The organism is Denitraticella aggregata, assembly GCF_048158365.1.
GTDB lineage: Bacteria > Pseudomonadota > Gammaproteobacteria > Burkholderiales > Rhodocyclaceae > Azoarcus_F.
In genome coordinates, this window is sequence record NZ_JBLLNL010000010.1 from 19,844 (window position 1) to 43,082 (window position 23,239).

The 23,239-nt window shown below is 64.6% G+C and carries 20 protein-coding genes and 1 pseudogene; 14 read left to right on the forward strand and 7 right to left on the reverse strand.

Going from position 1 to position 23,239, the window contains the following annotated elements; genetic code table 11:
• Positions 1-54: 54 nt before the first annotated feature.
• From ACKVEX_RS12660 to ACKVEX_RS12670, 3 genes are read left to right on the forward strand one after another with little or no spacing between them, the layout of a single operon-like run.
• On the forward strand, positions 55-807 hold the full coding sequence (locus ACKVEX_RS12660) for a cupredoxin domain-containing protein (protein ID WP_473216100.1): 753 nt from the start codon (positions 55-57) through the stop codon (positions 805-807).
• Positions 804-2,465 (forward strand): cbb3-type cytochrome c oxidase subunit I, encoded by a 1,662-nt coding sequence (locus tag ACKVEX_RS12665; protein WP_473216101.1) that lies wholly within the window; start codon positions 804-806, stop codon positions 2,463-2,465. The genes ACKVEX_RS12660 and ACKVEX_RS12665 overlap by 4 nt, the downstream gene beginning before the upstream one ends.
• 15 nt (positions 2,466-2,480) lie before the next feature.
• Positions 2,481-2,681 carry a hypothetical protein gene (locus tag ACKVEX_RS12670; protein ID WP_473216102.1) on the forward strand — a complete coding sequence of 67 codons (201 nt, stop codon included), beginning with the start codon at positions 2,481-2,483 and terminating at the stop codon, positions 2,679-2,681.
• 3 nt (positions 2,682-2,684) lie between these two features.
• Here the strand turns inward: ACKVEX_RS12670 and aptA are convergent, their stop codons facing one another.
• The 5 genes from aptA to ACKVEX_RS12695 all read right to left on the reverse strand — a co-directional run bounded on the left by aptA (position 2,685) and on the right by ACKVEX_RS12695 (position 8,531).
• Positions 2,685-4,040, reverse strand: a complete 1,356-nt coding sequence (aptA, locus tag ACKVEX_RS12675; RefSeq protein ID WP_473216103.1) for an omega-aminotransferase AptA — start codon at positions 4,038-4,040, stop codon at positions 2,685-2,687.
• Between the two features lie 103 nt (positions 4,041-4,143).
• A complete protein-coding gene (locus ACKVEX_RS12680; RefSeq protein ID WP_473216104.1) occupies positions 4,144-5,004 on the reverse strand; it encodes an ABC transporter permease in 861 nt (286 codons plus the stop codon).
• A gap of 5 nt (positions 5,005-5,009) precedes the next feature.
• Positions 5,010-6,248 (reverse strand): ABC transporter permease, encoded by a 1,239-nt coding sequence (locus ACKVEX_RS12685; RefSeq protein ID WP_473216105.1) that lies wholly within the window; start codon positions 6,246-6,248, stop codon positions 5,010-5,012.
• Positions 6,249-6,315: 67 nt separating this feature from the next.
• A complete protein-coding gene (locus ACKVEX_RS12690; protein ID WP_473216106.1) occupies positions 6,316-7,374 on the reverse strand; it encodes an ABC transporter substrate-binding protein in 1,059 nt (352 codons plus the stop codon).
• Between the two features lie 65 nt (positions 7,375-7,439).
• Complete coding sequence (locus ACKVEX_RS12695; RefSeq protein ID WP_473216107.1) at positions 7,440-8,531, reverse strand: ABC transporter ATP-binding protein; 1,092 nt, start codon at positions 8,529-8,531, stop codon at positions 7,440-7,442.
• Positions 8,532-9,088: 557 nt separating this feature from the next.
• Between ACKVEX_RS12695 and ACKVEX_RS12700 the strand changes: the two genes are divergently transcribed.
• The 9 genes and pseudogenes from ACKVEX_RS12700 (at position 9,089) to ACKVEX_RS12740 (ending at position 14,562) form a co-directional block, all read left to right on the forward strand.
• Complete coding sequence (locus ACKVEX_RS12700; RefSeq protein WP_473216108.1) at positions 9,089-9,379, forward strand: type II toxin-antitoxin system TacA family antitoxin; 291 nt, start codon at positions 9,089-9,091, stop codon at positions 9,377-9,379.
• Positions 9,376-9,873 carry a GNAT family N-acetyltransferase gene (locus ACKVEX_RS12705; RefSeq protein ID WP_473216109.1) on the forward strand — a complete coding sequence of 166 codons (498 nt, stop codon included), beginning with the start codon at positions 9,376-9,378 and terminating at the stop codon, positions 9,871-9,873. The genes ACKVEX_RS12700 and ACKVEX_RS12705 overlap by 4 nt, the downstream gene beginning before the upstream one ends.
• Positions 9,874-9,984: 111 nt before the next feature.
• Positions 9,985-10,251, forward strand: coding sequence for a type II toxin-antitoxin system ParD family antitoxin (locus ACKVEX_RS12710; protein ID WP_473216110.1), 267 nt, complete (start codon positions 9,985-9,987; stop codon positions 10,249-10,251).
• Entirely contained in the window at positions 10,251-10,556 is a 306-nt protein-coding gene (locus ACKVEX_RS12715) for a type II toxin-antitoxin system RelE/ParE family toxin (protein WP_473216111.1), read from the forward strand. The genes ACKVEX_RS12710 and ACKVEX_RS12715 overlap by 1 nt, the downstream gene beginning before the upstream one ends.
• Positions 10,557-10,992: 436 nt before the next feature.
• Positions 10,993-12,105: a Fic family protein gene (locus ACKVEX_RS12720; protein WP_473216112.1), complete on the forward strand. Its 1,113-nt coding sequence runs from the start codon at positions 10,993-10,995 to the stop codon at positions 12,103-12,105.
• Positions 12,102-13,076 (forward strand): DEAD/DEAH box helicase family protein, encoded by a 975-nt coding sequence (locus ACKVEX_RS12725; protein ID WP_473216113.1) that lies wholly within the window; start codon positions 12,102-12,104, stop codon positions 13,074-13,076. The genes ACKVEX_RS12720 and ACKVEX_RS12725 overlap by 4 nt, the downstream gene beginning before the upstream one ends.
• 93 nt (positions 13,077-13,169) lie before the next feature.
• A pseudogene (locus tag ACKVEX_RS12730) lies at positions 13,170-13,667 on the forward strand (TOTE conflict system archaeo-eukaryotic primase domain-containing protein); the annotation flags it as partial.
• 44 nt (positions 13,668-13,711) lie between these two features.
• Positions 13,712-13,975 carry a hypothetical protein gene (locus ACKVEX_RS12735; protein WP_473216114.1) on the forward strand — a complete coding sequence of 88 codons (264 nt, stop codon included), beginning with the start codon at positions 13,712-13,714 and terminating at the stop codon, positions 13,973-13,975.
• Positions 13,976-14,067: 92 nt separating this feature from the next.
• Positions 14,068-14,562 (forward strand): thioesterase family protein, encoded by a 495-nt coding sequence (locus tag ACKVEX_RS12740; protein ID WP_473216115.1) that lies wholly within the window; start codon positions 14,068-14,070, stop codon positions 14,560-14,562.
• Here the strand turns inward: ACKVEX_RS12740 and ACKVEX_RS12745 are convergent.
• Positions 14,559-15,767 (reverse strand): FIST signal transduction protein, encoded by a 1,209-nt coding sequence (locus tag ACKVEX_RS12745; RefSeq protein WP_473216116.1) that lies wholly within the window; start codon positions 15,765-15,767, stop codon positions 14,559-14,561. The genes ACKVEX_RS12740 and ACKVEX_RS12745 overlap by 4 nt on opposite strands.
• Positions 15,768-16,026: 259 nt before the next feature.
• Between ACKVEX_RS12745 and ACKVEX_RS12750 the strand changes: the two genes are divergently transcribed.
• Positions 16,027-16,875, forward strand: coding sequence for a class II aldolase/adducin family protein (locus ACKVEX_RS12750; protein ID WP_473216117.1), 849 nt, complete (start codon positions 16,027-16,029; stop codon positions 16,873-16,875).
• A gap of 10 nt (positions 16,876-16,885) precedes the next feature.
• Here ACKVEX_RS12750 and ACKVEX_RS12755 read toward each other — a convergent pair whose 3' ends face one another.
• The gene (locus ACKVEX_RS12755; protein ID WP_473216118.1) at positions 16,886-17,035 is read right to left on the reverse strand and encodes a hypothetical protein; all 150 of its coding nucleotides are present in this window, start codon (positions 17,033-17,035) and stop codon (positions 16,886-16,888) included.
• A 131-nt stretch (positions 17,036-17,166) separates the two neighbouring features.
• Here ACKVEX_RS12755 and ACKVEX_RS12760 point away from each other — a divergent pair, with 131 nt between their 5' ends.
• Complete coding sequence (locus tag ACKVEX_RS12760) at positions 17,167-23,211, forward strand: autotransporter outer membrane beta-barrel domain-containing protein (protein WP_473216119.1); 6,045 nt, start codon at positions 17,167-17,169, stop codon at positions 23,209-23,211.
• Positions 23,212-23,239 lie beyond the last annotated feature (28 nt).

Sequence of the window (23,239 nt, forward strand, 5' to 3'; positions counted from 1 at the left end):
GCAGTCCATCATGAAGTCCCAGATACGACATCGATTCATATCGAGCGAACCGACATGAGCAGCAGATCACACATCACCACCCGCAGAGGGTTCATCGCGGCAATGGGCTTCGGCGGTGTGGGCCTCTATGGCTTGTGGGCCGCCTATGGTGCGGCACCCGGACCGCTGACGCTGCTGGGTCTGGGCGACCACGGCGGCCATGCGCAAGGCGTGGGTGGCGGAGGGCATGGCGGGCACGCCGCCGGCGCGCATGACGGACCGAGTGCGGAAGCGTTCAGCCGCATGACCGCAGAGTTCATCGAACGCTATCGCCTGCCCGACGGCACGGTCTATCCGCGCATGTTGCCGTCCGCACCCGCCCTGGTCGAACAGGGAGATCATGGTGCGATGGATCATGGTGCGATGGCGGGATCCGGCGTTCACGCGGATGCCGCGCCGACGATGTCGGTCGCCGTGGGTCCGGTATCCGGCGATCATGCCGACCATGATGACCATGACGCGGTCGCCGACGATTCCTCTGCCGGTGGCGTGCGCGAGGTGCTGCTTGCTGCCGGCAAGTGGTACTACCAGCCGCATGCGCTGCGTCTAGACGCCGGGCAGGCCTACCGCTTCAGAATGATGGCGGTCGATGTGTCTCACGGCGCGTCCATCCAGTTCGGCCATGGCGGGCGCGTCGTGCGCCTTCGGCCGGGCCGCCTCACCGAGATCGACGTAACCTTCCACACGCCCGGACGCTACCTGGTGTATTGCACCGTTTACTGCGGGCCGGCGCATGACTACATGCAGGCGACGATAGAGGTGGTATGAGCATGACCGACACGATCCAGAAACGCTTCGCCGCCCTGCCGGCTTCCGACCGGCGACTGTTGGTCGCGATGAGCGCGCTGTCCCTGCTTGCGCTGGCGCTCGGCATCGTGGGTGGCGTGCTCACCGCGCTGGCGCGCGCCGGGTTCGTTGAGATGATCCCGAACACCGGCTACAGGCTGCTCACGGTCCATGGAGTCAGCATCTTCTTCTACTGGCTGTTCACCGCGCAGGCGGCGTTGCTGCTCGGTTTCTCCGCGCTCGAGGGCGCGAGCGGTTTCGCGTGGAGACGCGTCGCGTGGCTCGGCTTCGGTCTGATCGCGACCGGTTTCGGTTTCAGCGTCGCGGGCGCCCATATGGGCCTGCCGCTGCTCTACGACGGGTCGCCAGCGCTCGCGGCCGATACGCCGAACGTGCTGAAGGTGTTCAACCTCGGCTATCTGCTGCTGGGGCTCGGTCTTCTCGTTTTGCCCGCGTCGGCGGTCGCAACCCTGCTGCGCCCGCGCTGGCAGGGCAGGCAGGCGCGCCTGACGGCGGTCGGATTCGCGCTGTTCGCATGGGCGGGTTTCCTGATGGTGACAGGCTTCGCCGCGCTGTACACGTTTCTGCCCGGCATGCTGTGGGCGCTCGGGCTGGGTGCTTTTCCGGCCAATCACGGCACCAACTGGCACATCGTGTTCCACAACATGCACTACCTGCCGCTGATGGCCACGGTCATCCTGTGGTACGTGCTGGTGCGCCACCTGACCGGGGTGAAGTCGGTGTTCGGCGAGCGCTTTTCCAAGATCGTGTTCTCGATGTATCTGGTGTTCGTGCCGCCGACCTCGCTGTACCACATGTTTCTCGAACCGGATCTGCCGGGCGTAGTGCGGGTTGCGGGATCGCTGCTGTCGCTGTTCGTCAGCGTGCCAACGCTGACCGCGTTCCTGATCATCGTCGCATCGCTCGAGGTGCATGCCCGCTCGCAGGGCGGCCGCGGACTGTTCGGCTGGATCCGATTGCTGCCGTGGCGCAATCCGTCCATGTCGGCGATCGGGGTCGCGGTCCTGTCGATGGCTTTCGGAATCGTGTTCGCATTCGTGCTGATCCAGGCGGAACTCGCCCCGCTGTTGTCCGACACCTTCTTCGTCCCGGGCTACTTCCACTTCTTCACCGTCGGCACGGTGACGCTGACGCTGCTGGCCGCGCTCGCGGTGATGCTGCCCGCGATCGGCGGGCGGGCGCTGTGGCGACCGCATGTGCTGGCCTGGATGCCGTGGCTGGCATTGGTGGGTGTGCTGATCTTCGGGGCGGCGGGTGTCACCGCCGGCTATCTCGGCGTGCCGCGGCGGGTCATCGACCTCGCCTATCAGGGGCAGGCACCCGCGCTGTGGCAGGGTCTGATGGCCGCGGTCGGTGTCGGCGGCACGATCATGGCGATTGCACTGACCGCCTTCGCCGCCGCGGTGGCGATATCGCTGCTGCCGCAGCGCCCGGCGACCAGCGAATCCGCCGCGCTTACCGTCGCGTGGGGCGGTGGTGCGCTGCGGCCGGGCGTCACCGCGTGGGTCGGGCCGGCCTCGGTGTTCGCCATCGTGGTCGCGATGTACGTGTTCACTGCCGTTGGCTTCGAGCTGATGGCTTCACTTCCGATCACCGCCAGCGGCGGTGGCGGGCACTGAACAGGAGATGTCGGCATGAACGAGGATTTCTGGCTGATCGTGCCAATCGTGATCGTGTGGGCCGCGCTTGCGGTTGCTTACGCACTCGCCCCTTGGGGTGACATGATCGGCTATGCGTGGGTCTGGGGTTTCGGTTCGCTGCTGTTCGTGGGGCTCGCCGCGCTGTTGCTGCGGTGCGGACGAGCGGATGCGAAAACGGACGGGATCGGTTCCTGAGCTTCAGGGTGCCGCGTCGAGCGTCTCGCCCAGCGCATCGACGAGGCGGTCGAGCTCGGCTTTCTTCGATACGAAGGGCGGTGCGATCTGGATGGTGTCCCCGCCGTAGCGCACATAGAAGCCCTTGCGCCACATCGCCATCGCGATCTCGTAAGGTCGCCGCGCTGGTTCGCCAGGGTAGGGGCTGATCGTGAAGCCCGCGGCGAGGCCGAAGTTGCGTACATCGAGCACGTGTTTGGCGCCCTTGATGCCATGCACCGCGGCTTCGAAATGCGGCGCCAGCGCGCGCACCCGGCCCGGGGCGTCCTCGCGTTCGAGCAGATCCAGCACTGCCAGGCCGGCGGCGCAGGCCACCGGATGGGCAGAGTAGGTGTAGCCGTGGGCGAACTCGAGCATGTACTCCGGGCCGCCCGCGTCCATGAACGTGTCGTAGATGTCCTGTCTGACGACCACGCCGCCCAGCGGCACAGTGCCATTGGTGATCTGCTTGGCGAAGTTGAGGATGTCGGGCGCGACGCCGAACACCTCCGCGCCGGTCCACGCACCCGCACGTCCGAACCCGGTGATGACCTCGTCGAAGATCAGCAGGATGTCGTGCGCGGTGCAGATCTCGCGCAGGCGCTGCAGATAGCCCACCGGTGGGATCACCACGCCGGCAGAGCCCGAGAAGGGCTCGACGATCACCGCAGCAATGCTGGACGCATCATGCAGCGTGATGAGATCGAGCAACCGGTCGGCCAGCTCGATGCCCGTGGGTGGTTGCCCCTTGTGGAAAGATCCGGCCGGCGGTTGCGTGTGCGGCAGATGGTCGGCCTCGATGGCCTGGCCGAAGATCTTGCGGTTGGCTGAGATGCCACCGACCGAGATGCCGCCGAAGTTCACGCCGTGGTAGCCCTTCTCGCGGCCGATCAGCCGCGTCTTGCCGGCCTGACCCCGGGAGCGCCAGTAAGCGCGGGCGATCTTGAGCGACGTGTCGGCCGCCTCCGAACCGGAGCTGGTGAAGAACACCCGGTTCAGTCCGGCTGGCATGTGCGACACGATGCGGTTGGCGAGCTCGAACGACAGCGGGTGGCCGAACTGGAATGCCGGCGAGTAGTCGAGCTGCGCGACCTGTCGGCCCACGGCCTCGGCGATCTCGCGCCGACCGTGGCCGAGGCCGCAACACCACAGGCCCGACAGTCCGTCGAAGATCCGGCGATCATCGCTGTCCCGGTAATAGCAGCCCTGGGCGCCGACGATGATGCGCGGATGGGCCTTGAAGTCGCGGTTGCCGGTGAATGGCATCCAGTGCGGAGCCAGCCATTCGGCATTGGTGCGGACCCGCGGAGGATCCAGTCGCGGTGTATGGATGATGTTCATGGAATTCTCCCGAGGATGAGTGGCGCCTCCCGGCGTTCGCCGCATGTCGCGCTGCCGGGCGGCCGTCCGGATCGGGGTCTGGCGCAAGCGCTGACGCGGGTCTTCATGTTTCCACCACGTTGCCGCGGCGAATGCGCTCGGAGCGGCGGCGGAGCAGTTCCATCGTGATCAGCAGTGCAACCGAGATCAGGATCAGCATCGTCGCCACGGCCAGGATGGTCGGGTTGATCTGCTCGCGCAAGCCCGAGAACATCTGTCGCGGAATCGTGCGCTGCGCCGGTCCCGCGAGGAACAGCACGACGACGACCTCGTCGAACGAGGTCACGAACGCGAACAGCCCGCCCGAGATCACGCCCGGGCGGATCAGCGGGACCACGATGTCCCAGAAGGCCTTCAGTGGCGACGCGCCCATGCCGATCGCGGCGTAGTAGAGGGAGCGGTCGAAACCGGTCAGCGTCGCAGTCACCGTGATGATGACGAACGGGATGCCCAGTGCCGCATGTGCGAGGATCAGGCCGACGTGACTGCCGACGAGGTTGAAGCGGGTGTAGAAGAAGAACATGCCGGCCGCGATGATGATCACGGGCACGATCATCGGCGACAGCAGCAGCGCCGTGATCAGACGCTTGAACGGCATCACCGGCGACGACAGGCCTATGGCCGCGACGGTGCCCAGCAGCGTGGACAGCAGCGCCGCCGCGACGCCGACGATGAAGCTGTTCTTGATCGACAGGATCCAGCGTGGGTCGTCGAAGACCTGCGCGTACCAGCGGGTCGAGTACGCGTCTGGGTCGAGACTCAGCATGCCCTCGGTGAAGCTGAAGTAGGGCTCCACATTGAATGACAGGGGAATGATGATCAGGATCGGCAGCATCAGGAAGACCAGGATCAGGCCGACTGCGACCCGCAGCCCATAGTGACCCAGGTAGTGCCAGAAGCCGTAGTACGCAGGCAGTTGCCGCATGGCCCTCACCCGAACGAGATGTTCTTGGCCCCGACCAGGCGGTCGTAGGTCCAGTACAGCAACAGGATGACCAGCAGCAGCAGCGAACCCAGCGCCGCAGCAAGCGGCCAGTTGTTCGATTGCTGCATGTGGAATGCAATCAGGTTCGAGATCATCTGACCGTCGGCGCCGCCCACCAGCGCGGGCGTGATGTAGTAGCCGACCGACACGATGAAAACGAGCAGCGCGCCGGCGGACAGGCCGGGCAACGTCATCGGGAAATAGATGCGCAGGAAGGCCGGGATCGGTTTGGCACCCATCGACATCGCTGCGCGCAGATAACTCGGATCGATGCCCTTCATGACGCTGTAAAGCGGCAGGATCATGAACGGCAGCAGGATGTGCGTCATCGCGATGACCGTCGCGAATTCGGTGTACAGCATCTCGAACGGAGACGATGTGAGCCCCACGCTCATCAGCGCGGTGTTGACGACGCCGTTGGTCTGAAGCAGCGCGATCCACGACGTGGTGCGCACCAGCAGCGAGGTCCAGAAGGGCAGCAGCACGAAGATCAGCAGGATGTTGGCGATGTGCGTCGGCGCGTTCGCCAGGTAATACGACAGCGGGTAGCCGAGCAGGAAGGTCAGCAGCGTGATGGTGAGGGCGATCCGCAGCGACTGGATGTACAGCGTGACATAGATACGTGGACCGTCGCGGGCCTGGATGGCGCCGCTTTGGGTCTGTTCGAGGTCCAGCGCAGTCAGGTAATGCGCGAACGTATACGGCCTGCCGGACTCGCGAATGGCGCGCCAGATCGTGACTTGCTGCCAGTTCGCGTGAGCCTCGAGCAGCAGCTCCGCCCCGCGAGTCTCGAGCTGCTCGTCCGCCACGGTCCGCATGCGCCGCGCGGTGGACTGGATGACACTGCTCGCACCGGGCAGGATGCGGTTGACCTCGCCGGCCAGGCGTCCCGACGTACGCTCGTCTGCGAGCCGCTTCAGATCCCGCGCGAACTGGTTCATCACCGCGTCGTCGGGCAGCGACTCGCCATCCCAGTCGTCCATCCGCTCCAGCGTCTCCGGAATCAGGTCGGCGACGTTGGGGTTGTGCACGCTGCGAAACAGCATGCTGCCGATCGGCGCGACGAAGGTGAAGGCCAGAAAAACGAGCAGCGGGGCGACGAACAGGAAGGCGGTGAGCTTGCGCCGGCGCAGCTCGCGCCGGGCAGAACCGAGATCCTGCTTGGACAGTGAAAGCGCGCTCATCGACTCGATCCGCAAGATCGACCCGTCCCCGCTGCCGAACCCTGTCGGCGGGGACGGGTCGTGCCGCTTATCTCAACAGCCACTCGTTGAACTTCTCGCCCAGCGACTCGCCATAGTCGGCCCAGAAGACACCATCGGCCTTGATGCCGGCGTCGATGTGCGATGACGGCAGCAACGGCAGCACGGCCGGGTCAACCAGCGGCGCCGAGGACTGCCGGGTCGGGCCGTAGGCGACTTCCTGCATACCGGCCAGCGGCACCGTCCCGGTCGCGAACTTGATGAACTCCAGCGCGAGATCCTTCTTCTGGGTGCCGCGCACCATGGACAGGACGTCCAGGTCGTACACGTGGCCGTCCCAGATCATCTCGAATGGCCGGCCTTCGTCCTGGATCGCCGCGTAGAAGCGTCCGTTGGCCGACTGAACCATGATCGCGCCACCGTCGTTGAGCAGCTGCGGGGCCTGCGACCAGCTGTCGAACCATACGACGTCGCTCTTTATGGTGTCGAGCTTGGCGAAGGCGCGGGCCTGGCCTTCTTCGGTGGCGAGGACCTCATACACCTTGTCGCTGTCCACGCCATCGGCGATCAGCGCCCATTCGAGGTTGACCTGCGGACGCTTGCGCAGCGCGCGCTTGCCGGGGAATTTCTGCGTGTCGAACAGATCCTCGATGGTGCTCGGTTTGTTCGGGCCGATGGTCTCGGTGTTGATCGCATACAGCGTCGTCCAGAAGATCACGCCGACGCCGCACTCATTGTCGAGCGCGCCTTCCATGAAGTCCTCCATGGCCGGAGTGCCGTCGTCGCCGGGCGGCAGCACGTCGCGCGGAATCACCTCGAGCAGGCCCTCGGCACAGGCGCGCTCCAGATCGATGACCTCGATGTCGACCACATCCCACTGGATGTTGCCGGACTCGACCTGCGCCTTGAGCTCCGCGATGCCGCCGGAGTAGTCCTCGAACAGGATCCGGTGTCCGGTCTTCTCCATGAAGGGGTCGACCATGTGCCGCTTCTGTGCGGCGCCGTAGGCTCCACCGAAGGATACGACGGTCAGGGTCTGTTGCTGCGCCATTGTGGTCGTCGCGATGAGCAGTGCCCCGATACCGATCAGTGCTGACAGTTTCTTCATCGTCTTCCTCTCCAGAGTCGTGGGAACCGTGCATGGCTCCCCGTTGAATGGCACCCGACCGTTTTCTAGGCCGGATACGCAGAACAGTCCTTGGTCAGCCAGACGAGACCCGCGACATCCCCTTCGGAGAATTGCGGAGCTGTCAGATCGTTCAGAACCTTGACCGTGATCTCGGTCCCGTCCGACAGTTCGAAATAGTAGCGAATGAAGTCGCCCACGTAGTGGCGGGTCAGGAACCTTGCCTGCATCCGGTTCTCGCTGGCGTGCTTGGTGGGTTCGATGAAGAGCTTTTCCGGACGCACCGACATCACCACCGCCTGGTCGGTCGCAAGGCTTCCCTCGGCCCGCGCGCTGACCGTCTCGCCGCGAGGCAGGCACACATTGACGGCGTCTCCCTCGACGCTGCTCACGCGCCCGCGAATGAAGTTGTTCTCGCCGATGAAGTCGGCCACGAATGCGTTCCTCGGCCGTTCGTACAGTTCGGCCGGCGTCGCGCACTGCTGCACGACGCCGTCGTCGAACACCGCGATGCGGTCGGACATCGACAGCGCCTCGGTCTGGTCGTGCGTCACGTAGATCACCGTGTAGCCCATCATCTCGTGCAGCCGCGTGATCTCGTACTGCATCTGCTCGCGCAGCTTCTTGTCCAGCGCGCCCAGCGGTTCGTCCATCAGCACCAGCGAGGGCTCGAAGATCAGTGCGCGCGCGAGCGCCACGCGCTGCCTCTGTCCCCCGGACAACTGACCTGGAAATCGTTTGCCGAAATTCTGCATCGCGATCAGCGCGAGATATTCGCCGACCCGGTCGCGGATCTTCGCCTTGGGCATCTTGCGAACCGACAGCGGGTAGGCGAGGTTCTCCTCGATGGTCAGATGCGGAAACAGTGCGTAATTCTGGAAGACCATGCCGATGTTGCGGCGGTATGGGGGCAGTCGCGTGATGGACACGCCGTCGATCGAGATCTCACCGCTGGTCACGCTCTCGAACCCGGCCAGCATCATCAGAACCGTGCTCTTGCCGGACCCCGAAGGCCCGAGCAGGGTCAGGAACTCCCCCTTCGCCACATCGAGGCTGAAGTTCTTGACGACCAGGCTCTGCTGGTCGTAAGTCTTCTTGACGTCCTGAAAGCGCAGATAGGCAGAAGAGGTGGCGTTCATCGCACGGCACCGTATGCAATGCGGATTGCATGAACCGGGGCCGTCGAACCCTCTTCAACCATGCGCGCTCTCCTTTCGAATGCGGTCCCTTGGGTGCGGGCTCGGGCGGACTGGCGCCGCACCAGGAACGGACGGGGCTTTGAAGCGTGACCCTGCCGCGCCCAGATTCGCGTTCCGGGCGACAAGGGCGCCTACATGCCGAAGATAGCCCAGAATAGGGGTTTTGGCGAGAACCACGCAGCACCACCAACACCAAGGGCCTGGATAGTCTCCAGGCCCTTTTTCTTTGCGCGAATCCCGCCTAGCGCGGGGTTCCGGGCGATGGCCCTGCGGGTGCTGACGTGCCCAGATGGGCCGAATCGGCCCGTTTCCCGGCCAGCCCAGTCTCTTTTCTCTGTTTGCCCTGCGGGTAGTCGCGAGGCCGAACCCTGCATTTACAAGGGCTTGGCGCGGCCTTTTTGCGGTCAACCATGGCCACCAATGCCCCTTCCAAACTGGACAGTGTGCGTCGGTTGTACTAACATTGCGTCAATTGCGCTAACGCACGGAGGTCAACCATGACTGCCTCTACCTCTTCAGCTACCCGTTCGGCCCGCCTGGGATTGCGTGCCACGCCCGAGCAGGAAGCGGTCCTGCGCCGCGCCGCCGACGTGGCGCACAAGTCGCTGACGGATTTCATTCTCGACAGCGCTTGCCAGGCCGCCGAGCAAACCCTGCTCGACCAACGCTTGTTCATGGTCTCGGGAAGCCAGTACCAGGCCCTGATGGATCTGCTCGATCAGCCCGAACAGGCGAACGAAGGGCTGCGCGACCTGTTCTCACGGAAAGCCCCTTGGGACAAGGCGTGAGCTTGATCGGCCCGGAACCCCTTGGGCCACAGCATCGGCTCGAAGGCTTCGATTGCGGCAAACCGACGCTCAATGACTGGCTGCTGCGCCATGCCCGACACGCGCAAGGCAGCGGTTCCGCCAAGACCTTCATCGTCAGCGAAGACGACCGCGTCGCTGGTTATTTCAGCCTGACCGTCGGCCAGATCGACACGCTCGATGCGCCGGAGCGCATTCGCAAGGGCATGGGACAGTATCCGATCCCCGTCGTGATCCTTGCCCGTCTGGCTGTCAGCCTGCAGGATCAGGGCCGAGGGATCGGCATCGGGCTGTTGCAGGATGCCATCCGCCGCACATTGCTGATTGCCGAGCAGGCCGGCATCCGCGCGATGCTGACCCACCCCATCGACGAAGATGCGGCGCGGTTCTACACCCGCTTCGGCTTCATCGCCTCACCGCTGCGTGAGCAGCAACTCTTGCTGCTGCTCAAGGACGCCCGTCGCTGGGGCAAGTGATCCGGCGTGGTGAGCCTACTGAATGCATCACCTCCCTCGACTTTGTCCCGGCATTGACGAGCATGGCATGCACTGCTGTAATAACTGTTGTTAACAGATAGGAGGCATACCATGCCAACCAGCGTCGCCCTCGGCAGCCACTTCGAGACCTTCATCCGCGAGCAACTGCAAAGTGGCCGCTTCAACAATGCCAGCGAAGTCGTCCGCGCCGGACTGCGTCTGCTGGAGGAGCACGAACAACGCCATCAGGCCGAGCTGCAGGCCCTGCGTGCCGACATCGCAGCCGGCAAGGCCAGTGGCGCGACCAAGCCTGCCGACGAGGTGTTCGCACGGCTCGAGGCCAAGTACAGCGACCAGGCTGAAGACGCGTCGCGTTGATGCGCCTGACTCTCACCCCGCTCGCCGAGCAGGACCTGGAGGCCATCGGCGATTACATCGCCGCCGACAATCCTACCCGGGCTGGCAGCTTCATCCGCGAGCTGCGCACCCAGTGCCAACGCATCGCCGCCAACCCGCCCGGCTACCGGCTGCGGCCGGAACTGGGCGACGACATCCGCTCCTGCGCCCACGGCAACTACGTGATCTTCTTCGTAGCGACGGCAGAGGAAGTCACCATCATCCGCGTCCTGCACGGCGCGCGGGACATCCCAGCGATCCTGGTGCCCGATGACAATGGACCGTAACCCGCCTGGCGGCGTTAGCGACGTCTATGTGAACCGCCGCGATCGGCAGGATCTGCGTGCGATGCTGCTCGTGGGACTTGCCTCGTCTCCCTCCACGCCGGTCAACGCCTCCTACTTCGATGCGCTGTGGGCCCGCGTGCGGCGACACTCAAGCGACAAAGCTGACTGATTCCACCTCGTCACGACGGGTCCTTCCTGGCCGGATTCGTATACGGGGGGCGCGAGCGCGCTGCTCGTCTACCGTCAGGATGAAAACCGAGGTTTGCAGGGATTGCGGTTTGCACTGGCCATGATGTGTCGAACTGGGAGCCTTCCCCGTTGATCGGCCCAGCAACGCGGGCAAATGGGGTAATTTGTACTTAATTGGGGTAATGGATCTGCCGAATACCCTTTTCTACAGTACGATTACCCTATTTACGCAACCCGCGATGAGCCCATGCACTCACTCTCGCCCGACTACCTTGCCAGCCTGCGCTTTGACACGCAGCAACTAGCGACACTGCGCGCCCTCGGGGAATACAGGGGCAAGCAGCGCCTGTACGTCGCCCAGTCGGCAGAGGTGCTGAGCGATTTGCGGCAGGTGGCCGTGGTCGAGTCCACCGAGTCATCCAACCGACTCGAAGGGGTTGTGGTCGCAGCCGCTCGCCTGAAATCGCTGGTGCTGAAAAACGCAGCACCCAAAAGCCGTTCCGAGCAGGAGGTGGCCGGTTACCGCGACGCGCTTGGGCTGATCCATGAAAGCGGCGACCAGATGCCTTTTTCCGAGGGCACGGCTCTCCAACTGCACGGCATCCTGTACCGCTACATGCCGCAACCCGGCGGGCACTGGAAGGCCACCAACAACGACATCGTCGAACGCCACCCGGACGGCAGTGCGCGCATCCGCTTCCGCCCGGTGGCCGAGTATCTCACGCCGATGGCGATGACGGACCTGATCGCGCGATATCGCGCCGCGCTGGATCAGCATCTCGCTGACCCATTGGTGCTGGTGCCGCTGGCCATACTCGATTTCCTGTGCATCCACCCCTTCCCGGATGGCAACGGCCGCATGGCGCGGCTGCTCACCCTGCAACTGCTCTGCCACTTCGACTACGTCGTGGGCCGCTTCATCAGTCTGGAGCGCATCTTCGAGGAATCGAAAGAGAGCTACTATGAAACACTGGAAGCCAGCTCCCAGGGCTGGCACGAGGCCGCGCACGACATCGCGCCCTGGCTGGATTATTTCTGGGGCGCCCTGCTGCGAGCCTACAAGGAATTTGAGGAGCGCGTCGGCACCATCGAACGCGGTCGCGGGGCCAAGGGCGACCGTGTGCGCGCCGAGATCCTCAAGCGCAATCTTCCCTTCTCGATCTCCGAGATCGAAGAAGCCTGCCCAGGCGTCAGCCGTGACATGGTGCGGCTGGTACTGCGCGCGATGAAGAAGGAAGGCTTGATCGCGCCTACGGGCAAAGGACGCGGGGCCAAGTGGATCGGCCTGACAAACGACACGCTGCCACAGGGGCAGCCAGGCACTGTGGATACCGAAGAGGAAAAAGGGGGTTCGCAATGAGCATGAACGAGGCGGACACCCGCTATCACCTGATCGACCCCGTGCTGCGCGAGAAGGGTTACGTCAGCCGCAACCAGATCACTCTGGAAACCATCCTGACGCCGGCGCCGGTGGAGCCTACGGGCGCCAAAGGACGGCGTCGCAAGGGGCCAGGCCTTACCGACTACCTGCTCGGCGTGCAGCTCGGCGACATGCCCAAGCCGCTGCCCGTGGCCGTGCTGGAGGCCAAGAAGGAAAGCGAGGACCCGCTCAAGGGCATGCAGCAGGCCAAGGGCTATGCCGACTGCGAACGCTTCGACGTGAAGTACGTGTTCGCCACCAATGGCCATCGCTATGGCGAGTTCGATTGCGTCACCAGCCTGCAAGGCGGTCCCTTCCCCTTCGCCGACTTTCCGCCGCACCCCGACCTGACCGCTCGCTATGCGAACGACACCGGCATCGACCTCACTCAGCCGGAAGCCGCCTTGCTGTTCCAGGCCGACAGCCCGGCCTGGGCGCTCTCGCGCTACTACCAGGACGCCGCCATCCGCGCAGCCTTTGAAAAGATCATCCTGTGTCAGCAGAACGGCGAGCCCGCCCGCGTGCTGCTCACCCTGGCCACTGGCGCGGGAAAGACCATCATCGCCACCAACCTGCTGTGGCGCATGAGCCAGGCCGGGCAACTGCCCAAGCCCGCCTTGTTCCTGTGCCATCGCTCGGCCTGGGGCCGCTGGTCGGAAGTGCTGCGACGCAACCCCAACGCCATCCACATCGGCCTGACCGCCACCCCGCGCAAGCTGGAAGAGTCGAAGAATGCCAGCGCCCAAGACCAGGAGATCACCGCCAACAACCGCAAGTACTTTGGCGAGCCGGGTCTACGAATACACCCTGATCGAAGCGCAGGAAGACGGCTATCTGGCCGCCTGGATTTCAGTTCGGGCAGGCGCCGAAGGCCATCGATGGGCTACCTCAAGATTGCAAACCCGCACTGATAGCGCGCCTGGATGCCGTGCGCCACATCAGCCACAACTTCGTCTATGGCGTCGGCGACGACATGGACGATCTCGTTGCAGAGTACGGGCTCGATGGTCGAAAGCGATGAACTGGCTGCACTGCGAGTCGAGAACACGCGCCTCATCGCGTTGCTCGAATCGCACGGCATCGATTGGCGCCCACCGTCAAAACCGGCGGCACCGCCAGCGGAACCGTCCAGGCTGTCCACTGAGGAAAAGGTTGCGCTGTTTCGCCGGTTGTTCCGTGGCCGCACCGACGTCTACCCCGTCCGTTGGGAGAGCAAGACGACGGGCAAGTCGGGCTACGCGCCGGCCTGTGCGAATGAATGGCGCGCTGGCGTGTGCGAGAAACCGCGCATCAAGTGCGGCGACTGCAGCAATCGCCTTTTTATCCTGCTGTCGGACGCGGTGATCTACAACCATCTGGCCGGTGCGCATACGGTCGGCGTCTACCCGCTGGTGGAGGACTACGGGCAGGAGATCGTAGACGAGTGCCACCATGTCGGCGCGGTGTCCTTCGACGCCATCCTGAGACACGTCAAGGCGAAATACGTGCTCGGCCTGACGGCGACGCCGATCCGTCGTGACGGTCAGCACCCGACGCGCCGCGCATCTTGCTGGCGACCGGAAAGCTCGTCGGTGAGGGCTTCGATCATCCCCCGCTCGATACCCTGGTACTGGCGATGCCGGTTTCCTGGAAGGGAACGCTGCAGCAGTACGCTGGCCGCCTGCACCGCGAGCACGCATCCAAGACCGGGGTTCGGATCATCGATATCGTCGACACCGCCCACCCGGCATTGCTCCGAATGTGGGATAAGCGCCAGCGCGGGTACCGGGCGATGGGTTACCGGATCGCTGCGGAAGTGGGCAGTTCATGAACTGGTCTTGGCGACATTCCGCAGGCGTTTGTACCGACCCGAAACGGCTGACCGAGGACCCATTCCTGCAGTCAACCATGGAGATGTGAGCGATGAACCCGACCCATCCCTCCGACCCATGCGGTCCGCCCGTGAGCGCACGGGGGCGGATTCGACCGGACTGGATCGACTACAACGGCCACATGAACGTGGCCTACTACGTGCTTGCCTTCGACGAGGGTACCGACCGCTTCCTGGCCACGCTCGGACTGGACGCGGACTACCTCGGCGCCGGGGGCTCGACCTTCGCGCTCGAGATGCACGTGACCTACGATCGCGAACTGAGGGTCGATCAACCCTATGTCGTGCGCACGCAGCTGGTCGACGCCGACGCGAAGCGGCTGCATCTGTTCCACCGCATGTTCCACGCGGAGGAGGGCTGGCTCGCGGCCACGAACGAGGTCATCACGATGCACATCGACATGACGAGCCGGCGCTCGGCCCCTTTCCCGCCGCACATCCGCGAGCGGGTGGACCGGACCCTCGCGGCTCATCGGGCTTTCCCCCGCCCGGACGGGCTGGGCCGTGTCATCGGCGTACGGCGTTAGCCTGCATCCCTTGCGCCCGTCTTCGCTCCAGCGGGGCCTGTGAAGACGGTCAGCACGCCGGTGTAGCCGTACAGCCGGTCGCGGGCGATCTCCCCGCCGGCAAAAAAGCCGACCAGCGGCACGTTTCCGAGCACTTCGCGCAGTGCCTGCGATTCGGCGTTCGGCGTGCCGAAATGGGGGCCGCCGCGGCCGTTGCAGCTGACATAGATCGCCCCTGTGGCCTGCATCGCACCGTCCTCGAGGGTCTGGCGGATCTCGCGCGCGATCCGGATCAGGTCGGTCATGGCCGCGTCCGGATTCCGTTCGCACAGCGTGAGCTGCATGCCCTGCTCGACGTCCTCGGCGACCGCGAGCACACGGTGGTTGGGATCGAGGCCGACGATGTGTCTCACCCGCGTGTCCGGACCGAACTGACCGGGCACAGGGGCCGTGTCGTCCTGACCCGAGCGCAGACCGACCAGCGTCGTCGACAGCGCACGCGCGATGTCCTCGACCTCGGCGTCCTCCGGCAGGCCGAGGTCCTGAATCACGCAGGTGAGGGCGGGGCTATCGTCGAGCTCGACCACCACATTGTTCTGGGCGCGGGTGATGGAATGTCCGGGGCCGATCGGCTGGCAGCCCTGCGTCACCCGGGACAGGATGCCCACGTCGTCGGAGAAGGCAACCCCGGAAAGGCCGCCGCTGAGCACGGCGTCGGCGATCTGCAGGCTGCGTGTTCTCGTCGATGACAGTCCACCGAACAGATAGCCGGTGGCGGTGCGCTCGGACAACTCCTCGAGCAGGTCCTGCAGATCGGGGGTGTTTCCATCGGCGTGCACCAGCGCGGTATGCGCGGTGAAGCCGGCCGGGTCCGCCCTGAGCGGCTGCCGTCCGGAGAACATCCTGAACGCGCTGTGCGGAAGCGGCGCGACCATCAGCGCCAGCGCCGGTTCGTCGAAATACTCGACCGCGTCCGCGATGATGCCGATCCCCACCGTGCCGACCCAGGTCATGTGCGGCAGGCGTTCGCGCAACAGGTCGAGAACCTGTTCCGCGACCGGGGCGAGATAGTCGGTCAGATAGCACCAGCCCAGCGTGTAGACGGCCGGCGCCTGCTGCCCGGCCAGCTGCGCGATGCGCGCCTCGATCTGCCCGACGCACTGCTCGGTCGCGGCGCGCCAATCGGGCGCGGGGGCATGCGCGCAAATGAATGAGGAATCAGGCATTCGGGTCACTCCAGGAGGTGCGTTCGCGTGGCTCTGCATGGCAGTGGACACCGCGGTGAACACAAGGTTTGGGCGAAACCGCGACACGGGGGACAGACCACGGTTTTGCTTCACGGCGAAACCGCGGCCTCTCCTCCACTTTCACCAAACCAGTGTTTGCGATCGCCGCCCGGCCGGAGGAACATGTCGATAGCGGTGCGCGCCGGGTCCGACCTGTTCCTGCCGTTCATGACAACACTGGCCAACACGGGAGACAAGCATGGATACACGCGTAGAAACAAGGATTCACCGTTACGATCCGACCACCGACAAGAAAGTGTCGATCTACCAGCCCGACCAGCCCGGACTGATGTTCCCGGGCATCCCCACTTTTTCCAGCCACGAGCAGGAGCGCCAGTACCTGAAGGAGCGTCTGGTCGGAGCCTGCCGCGCGTTTGCGCTGCACGGTTTCGACTACGGCTTCGCCGGTCACCTCACGATCCGCGATCCGGAACGGCCGCATCTGTACTGGACCAATCCGATGGCGGTGCATTTCAACCAGGTCAAGGTCTCGAACCTGATCCTGGCCGATCATGACGGGAATGTCGTCGAGGGCGATCATGCGTTGAACCGCGCCGGTTTCGTGCTGCATGCGGCGGTACACGAGGCCCATCCGGACATCCTCGCGATGTGTCATGCCCATACCGTATATGGCACGGCCTTTGCCGCGTTGGGTAAACCGCTCGCGCCGATCTCGCAGGATGCGGCCGCCTTCTTCGAGGATCACGTGGTCATCGACGACGAAGCCGGGCAGGTCGCGGTCGAGGTTCAGGCGGGGTGCGGCGTTGCCCCCGCCTTCAAGGGCGTGAAAGCCGCGATCCACAAGAATCACGGCCTCTTCACCGCGAGCCGACACAGCATCGAGGCGGCCGCGTTCTGGTTCATCGCACTCGAGCGCTGCTGCCAGCAGCAGTTGATGGTCGAGGCCACCGGCCAGACGCCGTCCCTCGTGTCGCCCGAGCGCGCCCGCTACAGCCGCGAACACGTCGGAAGCGAGTACATCGGCTGGCTCCACTTTCAGACCATCTGGAGCGACCTGATCGTCAGCCAGCCGGACATGTTCGACTGAACGGGGCAGGTCACCGGAACAGACCGGCTTCGCCAACCTCGAGCGGCACGTGCTGCTCGGTGTCGAAGTGGTGGTGCATGGTCGGCCCCGGCACGGCCTGAATGGGCATGCCTCGCCATGAGATTCCACCGGTGTTGAGGTGGGTCAAATTGATCATCATCGCTGGCTTTATCATAGACATCGAGCGTCACGATCACTGCTTGAACGACCAGAGCACAACTCCGGTGGTTGTTTGCGCGGGTCTGGTTGGTCAACGACCGCCTCAACCTGGCAATCCAAGGGAGTTAGCCGATGTCTTGTCACAGTGGTTTCCGTCTGAAGCAACTCGCCATCAGCATTGCGCTGGCGTTTCCAATGGTGCAGGCAACGGGTGCTCTCGCCAACGACCCGTGTACCGACGCGGGTAACACCCGGACTTGCGCAGGCGATCAGTCGGCAGGCGTTGCCTTTAGCGATCCTCCACCAACAATTCTTAGGGTGCGCGATCTGAGTACCGGCATCGCCCCGGCTAGCGGCGTTTCGGGTATCAAATTCTTCAGTCAGCGCGCGAATGGTAGCAACGGCTCCTCTGGGGTTGGGTTTGGCGGCGACGGTGGCAATGGCGCAAACGGTATTGGCCTGATGACGACCTTTAGAGGAGGGCTATGGGAGATCGTGACGGTGGGCGATGCCGCCCAAGGCATCCAGGTCCACAGTCTGGGTGGCAATGGTGGTCGCGGTGGGAACTCAAATTGCATCGAACTTTTCGGCTTCTGCATTGAAGGGCCTTTAGCGGGAATTGCTGGTGATGGGGGAAGAGGCGGTGACGGAGGCGCCGTATTTTCTAGGAGTGACGGCGTAGTCACCACGACCGGCGATAACGCCCATGGTGTGTTTGTCGGGAGTCATGGTGGTGACGGTGGGCGTGGGGGCGACGTCAATAATCCCGGTGGCGGCGTCGCCGGTGACGGTGGCAAGGCGGGAAGCGGAGGTCAGGTCACGATCAACAGCAGCGGCGTGATCACGACCTTCGGCGCGAACTCGCACGGCATCCTGGCGCAGAGCAGGGGTGGCCTGGGCGGAGACGGTGGCCGCGTGGGCGGGATTTTTGCCAAGCAGGGTGCGGGCAAGGACTCCGGTCATGGCGGAAAGGTCGAAGTCGACAATTCCGGATCAATTACGACGAGTGGTACAGATTCCCTCGGCATCTTTGCGCAAAGCGTCGGGGGTTTTGACGAGGAGACGGGCGGTGGCGGTGGCGGTGGCGGCAGCGGAACAGGCCTATTTGTCATAGGCGGTAGTGCTGGCAGCGGCGGCGCCGGGGGAGAAGTTACCGTAACCAACCGTGGTTCGATAACGACGCGTGCTTCGGGCATTCGTGCCGAGAGCATTGGGGGGGGCGGGGGCAGTGGTGGCTTCAGCGTCAGCCTGCTTCCCTTGGTCAGTTTTGCCCATGGGGGAAGTGCTGGTGCCGGTGGCGATGGCGGCAATGTCTCGGTGCGCAGCTGGGAAGGGAGTATCGAAACCCATGGAGATAATGCCGCAGGGGTTCAGGCGAAGAGCATCGGTGGCGGAGGTGGAGACGGCGGGGGCGCAATCAGCGCCGCGGCAGGAAAGGAGTTCTCTGTTTCCCTTTCGCACGGCGCTCATGGGGGAAAGGGAGGACAGGGCGGTACCGTCACGGTGCTGAGCAAGAGCAGCATCACTACGCAGGGCGCGTTCGCGCCCGGGATTGCTGCCGACAGTATCGGGGGTGGTGGTGGTAATGGGGGCTACAGCGTCTCCGCAGCAGGCTCTCTCGGCTTCAGCGTTGCTGCCAGTTGGGGCGGCACCGGCGGCGCCGGTGGAAACGGTGGCGAGGTCAAGGTCGGCAGTGTCGCCGATGCAATTGCCGGCCGCATCACGACATCGGGCAACTTCTCTGATGGCATCGTTGCACAGAGCACTGGCAAGGGAGGCGGACGCGGGGGTGTGAGCGTTGCCGGCACCGCCGGGCTGAAGGGCAGCCTCAGTGTGAGCGTCGGGGGATTCGGTGGCGATGGCGGGGCGGGCGGCAATGTGAGTGTCTACAGTAGCGCCAGCGTTGCCACCGAAGGAGATGATGCGAATGGCATCAAGGCCCAGAGCGTAGGCGGCAGTGGCGGTGCCGGCGCGGTAAGCGTTGCGGCTGGGCTTGCGGTAGAGGGTAAAGCTTTTAACTTCAGCCTCGGAGGGTTCGGCGGGACCGGCGGCAGGGGCGGACTTGTGACTGTTGGCAGTGAGGCGGCGCCGGTCATCGGTGACATCACCACCCATGGCGAGCGCTCCAGCGGCATCCACGCAGCCAGCACCGGCGGCAGCGGTGGAAGCGGGGGCCTGAGCGTCGCAGGGGGCATCAGCCTGACAGATTCGGCTTTTGACTTCAGCGTCGGGGGATCCGGTGGCGATGGCGGGGCGGGGGGCAATGCAAGCGTCTACAGCGCGGCGAACATCCGAACCGGTGAGCCATTCGCCGACCGCACCCGGCGCGGTGACGCGGCCTACGGCATCTATGCCAGCAGTGTCGGCGGCAGTGGCGGTTCGGGGGGCGGCAGCGTCGCCGGCGGTATCTCGAGCGACGGTGGAATTCAATTCAGCTGGGGGGGTGCGGGCGGGGGCGGCGCCAAGGGGGGGGCGGTCACGGTGGTCAACGCCGGTTCCGTCACGACCGCAGGCGATTCCGGGACCGGGATTCACGCAACGAGTACCGGCGGCAACGGTGGCGACGGTGGCTTCAGTGTGGCGGGCAGTCTCGAATTCCGTTCTGGAGGTAAGAGCATCGATGTGTCGATTGGCGGCGGCGGTGGGGATGGTGGCTTGGGCGGCGGTGTCACCGTGCGCAACACAGGCATCGTCGACACCGCCGGCGCCAAAGCGCTGGGGATACTCGCGCAGAGCGTCGGCGGCAACGGAGGCACCGGGGGATTCAGTGCTGCCGGATCGCTCCTGATCGGTGACTCGGGGCCTTCGCAAGGGGGCACGATCAACCTGAACTTCAGCCTGGGCGGGGGCGGCGGGGACGGCAACGTCGGCGGTGTCGTCACGGTGACCAACGAGAACCGTATCACGACGAGGGGGAGCGCCTCCCACGCTGTCTACGCGGCGAGCCTTGGTGGTGGTGGGGGTTCGGGCGGAAACAGCATGACCGCATTCGTGGACTTCTCCAGGCCGAGCAAGGGGTCCAACTTCAACCTGAGCGGCTCGGTCGGCGGCAAGGGCGGGAGCGGTAATCATGGCGGAGAGGTCACCGTTACAAATCTCGGTGCGATCAACACCCATCATTATGGATCGTACGGTATCTACGCGCTGAGCGTTGGCGGCGGCGGCGGCGATGGTGGAGATGCCAAGGCTTTTTCGCTGATACTCGGTTGCCCATTGGGTTTGGCTGATGTGTGTCGCAGCAAGAAACCAACGGACGACATCAATCTGAATGGTGCGTTAGGCGGCAATGGTGGCGGCGCAAGCGACGGGGGCAAGGTCGAGGTCGTCAATGGTGGCGACATAGTCACGCGGTATGCGGGTTCACACGGCTTAGTGGCCCAGAGCATCGGTGGTGGTGGTGGCAATGGCGGTAATGCAGGCCTTGGACTTACCGATGACTCGGCTGAAGAACTCGCAAACCTCTATCTGTCAGGGGCGAGAGCTTGGAGTTCGCTCTTTAATCTCAGAGAATGGAATGTTACGGCCGGCGGTTCCGGAGGAAGCAGTGGGCATGGCGGGGAGGTGACGGTGACCAACAGCGGTCACATCACCACCTACGGCGCCGCTTTCGTTCTCGACGAGGGCGAACTGGTTTCGCTCGCTGCCGAAGGGGGCTACGGCATCCTCGCGCAGAGTGTGGGCGGCGGCGGGGGCACGAACATTGCCCGCGGCGGTGACGCAGGGGTCGGTCTGCTGGGTAAGTTGGGGCTCGGCGGCGCGGGCGGGTCCGCAGGGAATGGGGGCAAGGTTACGGTGACCAACACCGGCTCGATCACCACCCACGGCAGCGGGGCGCATGCCATCCTTGCGCAGAGCGTTGGCGGCGGTGGTGGCGTCGCCGGCGACGTCAACAGGTTCGACAAAGTCCCCTTTAGCGATACGAGCATCGGAGTCAATATCGGACTCAACCTCGGTTTCGGTCTCCCCGGCGGCAACGGCGGCAATGGTGGTGCCGTTACGGTCGACAGTGCCGGGAATATCACCACAAATGGCGACGGAGCCTTCGGCATCCTGGCCCAGAGTGTCGGCGGCGGGGGCGGCGTTGCGGGCAATCCCGGTTTGTTGGGTATCCAAGTGCCCAACTTCTTCGGCACCGTCGGAGGAAAAGGCTCGGCCGGCACGGTGACCGTGCAGCACAGCGGGAATATTACGACCATCGGCGACGGGGCACACGGCATCTTCGCGCAGAGCGGGGGCGGCTTTCAGGGTGAAGTCATTCGTTACGAAAAGCAGGTCAGTTCGAATGGTGAGATCGAAGAAGTTGAAGTGGAGAGAACTCCCTTCGACGGTAAGGGTGCCGATGTAGGCGTTACCCTGGCCGGGCGCATCAGCACCTCGGGTCAGGACGCGTTCGGGATACTCGCCCAGTCCAGGGGCGAGACCGGGGCGGGAAACATCACCATCGACATCGACAGCGGCGGCGTGTGGGGCGGCTCCGGCGCCGGAGCGGCGGTGAAATTCCTCGACGGCAAGGACAACACCCTGAGCAATCGCGGGACGATCACGGCATTGAGTGGCGTGGCCGTCGTGGGCGGCGCCGGCAACGAGATCGTCGACAACTACGGCACGATCACCGGCAGCGTCAAACTGGGCGCGGGTGCCAACGCATTCGCCAATCACGCCGATGCGGTGCTCCATTCCGGCGCCGATTTGGAAGTCGGCGCGGGTCGGCTCGTGATCAATTCCGGCACACTGTCGCCGGGTGGAGATGGCAGGGTTCAACTCACTGCGCTGACCGGCGACTTCCGGCAGACAGCGACGGGCGCGCTCGCGGTTGACGTGGACCTGGCCACCCAGCAGGGCGACCACGTTAGCGCCAGCGGCAAGGCTGAGGTCGCGGGTGAGATCAGGGTGAACGCTATGCGCCCGGGTCGGGCACGGCCCGGGGAACACAGGCAGGTGATAGTGTCCGGGGCGGATGGTGCCACCAGTGACGCATTGCGCCTGGTCGCGCCGCAGTCCCGGGTTGTCAGCTACGCGCTCGACCAAACCGGCACCGAAGTCGCGATCCTCTCGGTCGTGGACTTTGCACCGACCTCGAACCTGGCGCTTGGCCCCAACGCGCGGCGCATAGCCGACCATGTGAACGCGATCCAGCGCGCGGGAGGCTCGGACAGCTTTGAACCGTTCGCCGCGGCCCTGGTGAACCAGTTGGACGACGAGAGCCTCGGCCGCGCCTATGAAAAGTTGGCGCCTGGTGTTGTCGGCAGCCTGCCCATGGAGACGGCGATGTCCAGCATGGGTTTCAACGATGCGATGCACAGCTGCCGCCAGCGCGATGGCGAACACCGGTTCGTGCGCGAGGGCGATTGCGGGTGGTTCCAGGTAGGGGCCGGCCGTAGCGACCAGGATCGCACCGCACTCAACCCCGGCTACGAGCTGGACACCTACACGCTGGCCGGCGGCGCGCAGCGGGAAGTGGCCACGGATACCCATTTCGGCTTCGGGCTATCGTTTGCACGCGACAAGCTCGACTCGAACCTGTCGGACGTGGATGGCAACCGGTTCGAGGCCGGGATGGTGTTGAAGCGTCGTCACGGTGCGACCATGTTTTCGGGGTCGGGCAGCGCAGGATTCGGCAATTACGACAGCAGGCGCGTGGTCGACCTCGTGACGCCGGGAGTTGTTGCCCGAGGCGACCAGGATGTCCGGTTCGCTTCGGTCCATGGGCGCGTGAGTCACGATCTGGCGCAAGGGCCCGACTTCTATGTGCGCCCGCTGGTTGATCTCGGTGCCACTTACGTGTCCCGCAGTAGCTTCAGGGAAAAAGGGGCTGACGGCGCCAACCTGCAGGCGGCCAAGCAATCCGACACGTTCGTCACGGTGCAACCGGCAATCGAGTTTGGTGGCGAGCGGCGGCTGAACAATGGCGGGCTGCTGCGTCCCTACGTCCGGATCGGCGTAACCCGGTTTCTCACCGACAACGATCGGCAGATCACCGCCACCCTGCAGGGTGCCCCCGCGGGTGTGGCGCCTTTCAAGAACGTGACGTCCAGTGACAGAACCCACGCCAATGTTTCACTCGGCGCGAACATCCTGACCAAGGGTGGTGCCGTGGCACGTCTTGACTACACCGGGCAGTTTTCCGACTCGCGCTCCGCCAATGTCGTGGCAGTGAAGATCTCGGTCCCTTTCTAGACGTCGTGCGGGACCTGACCTCTTCAGC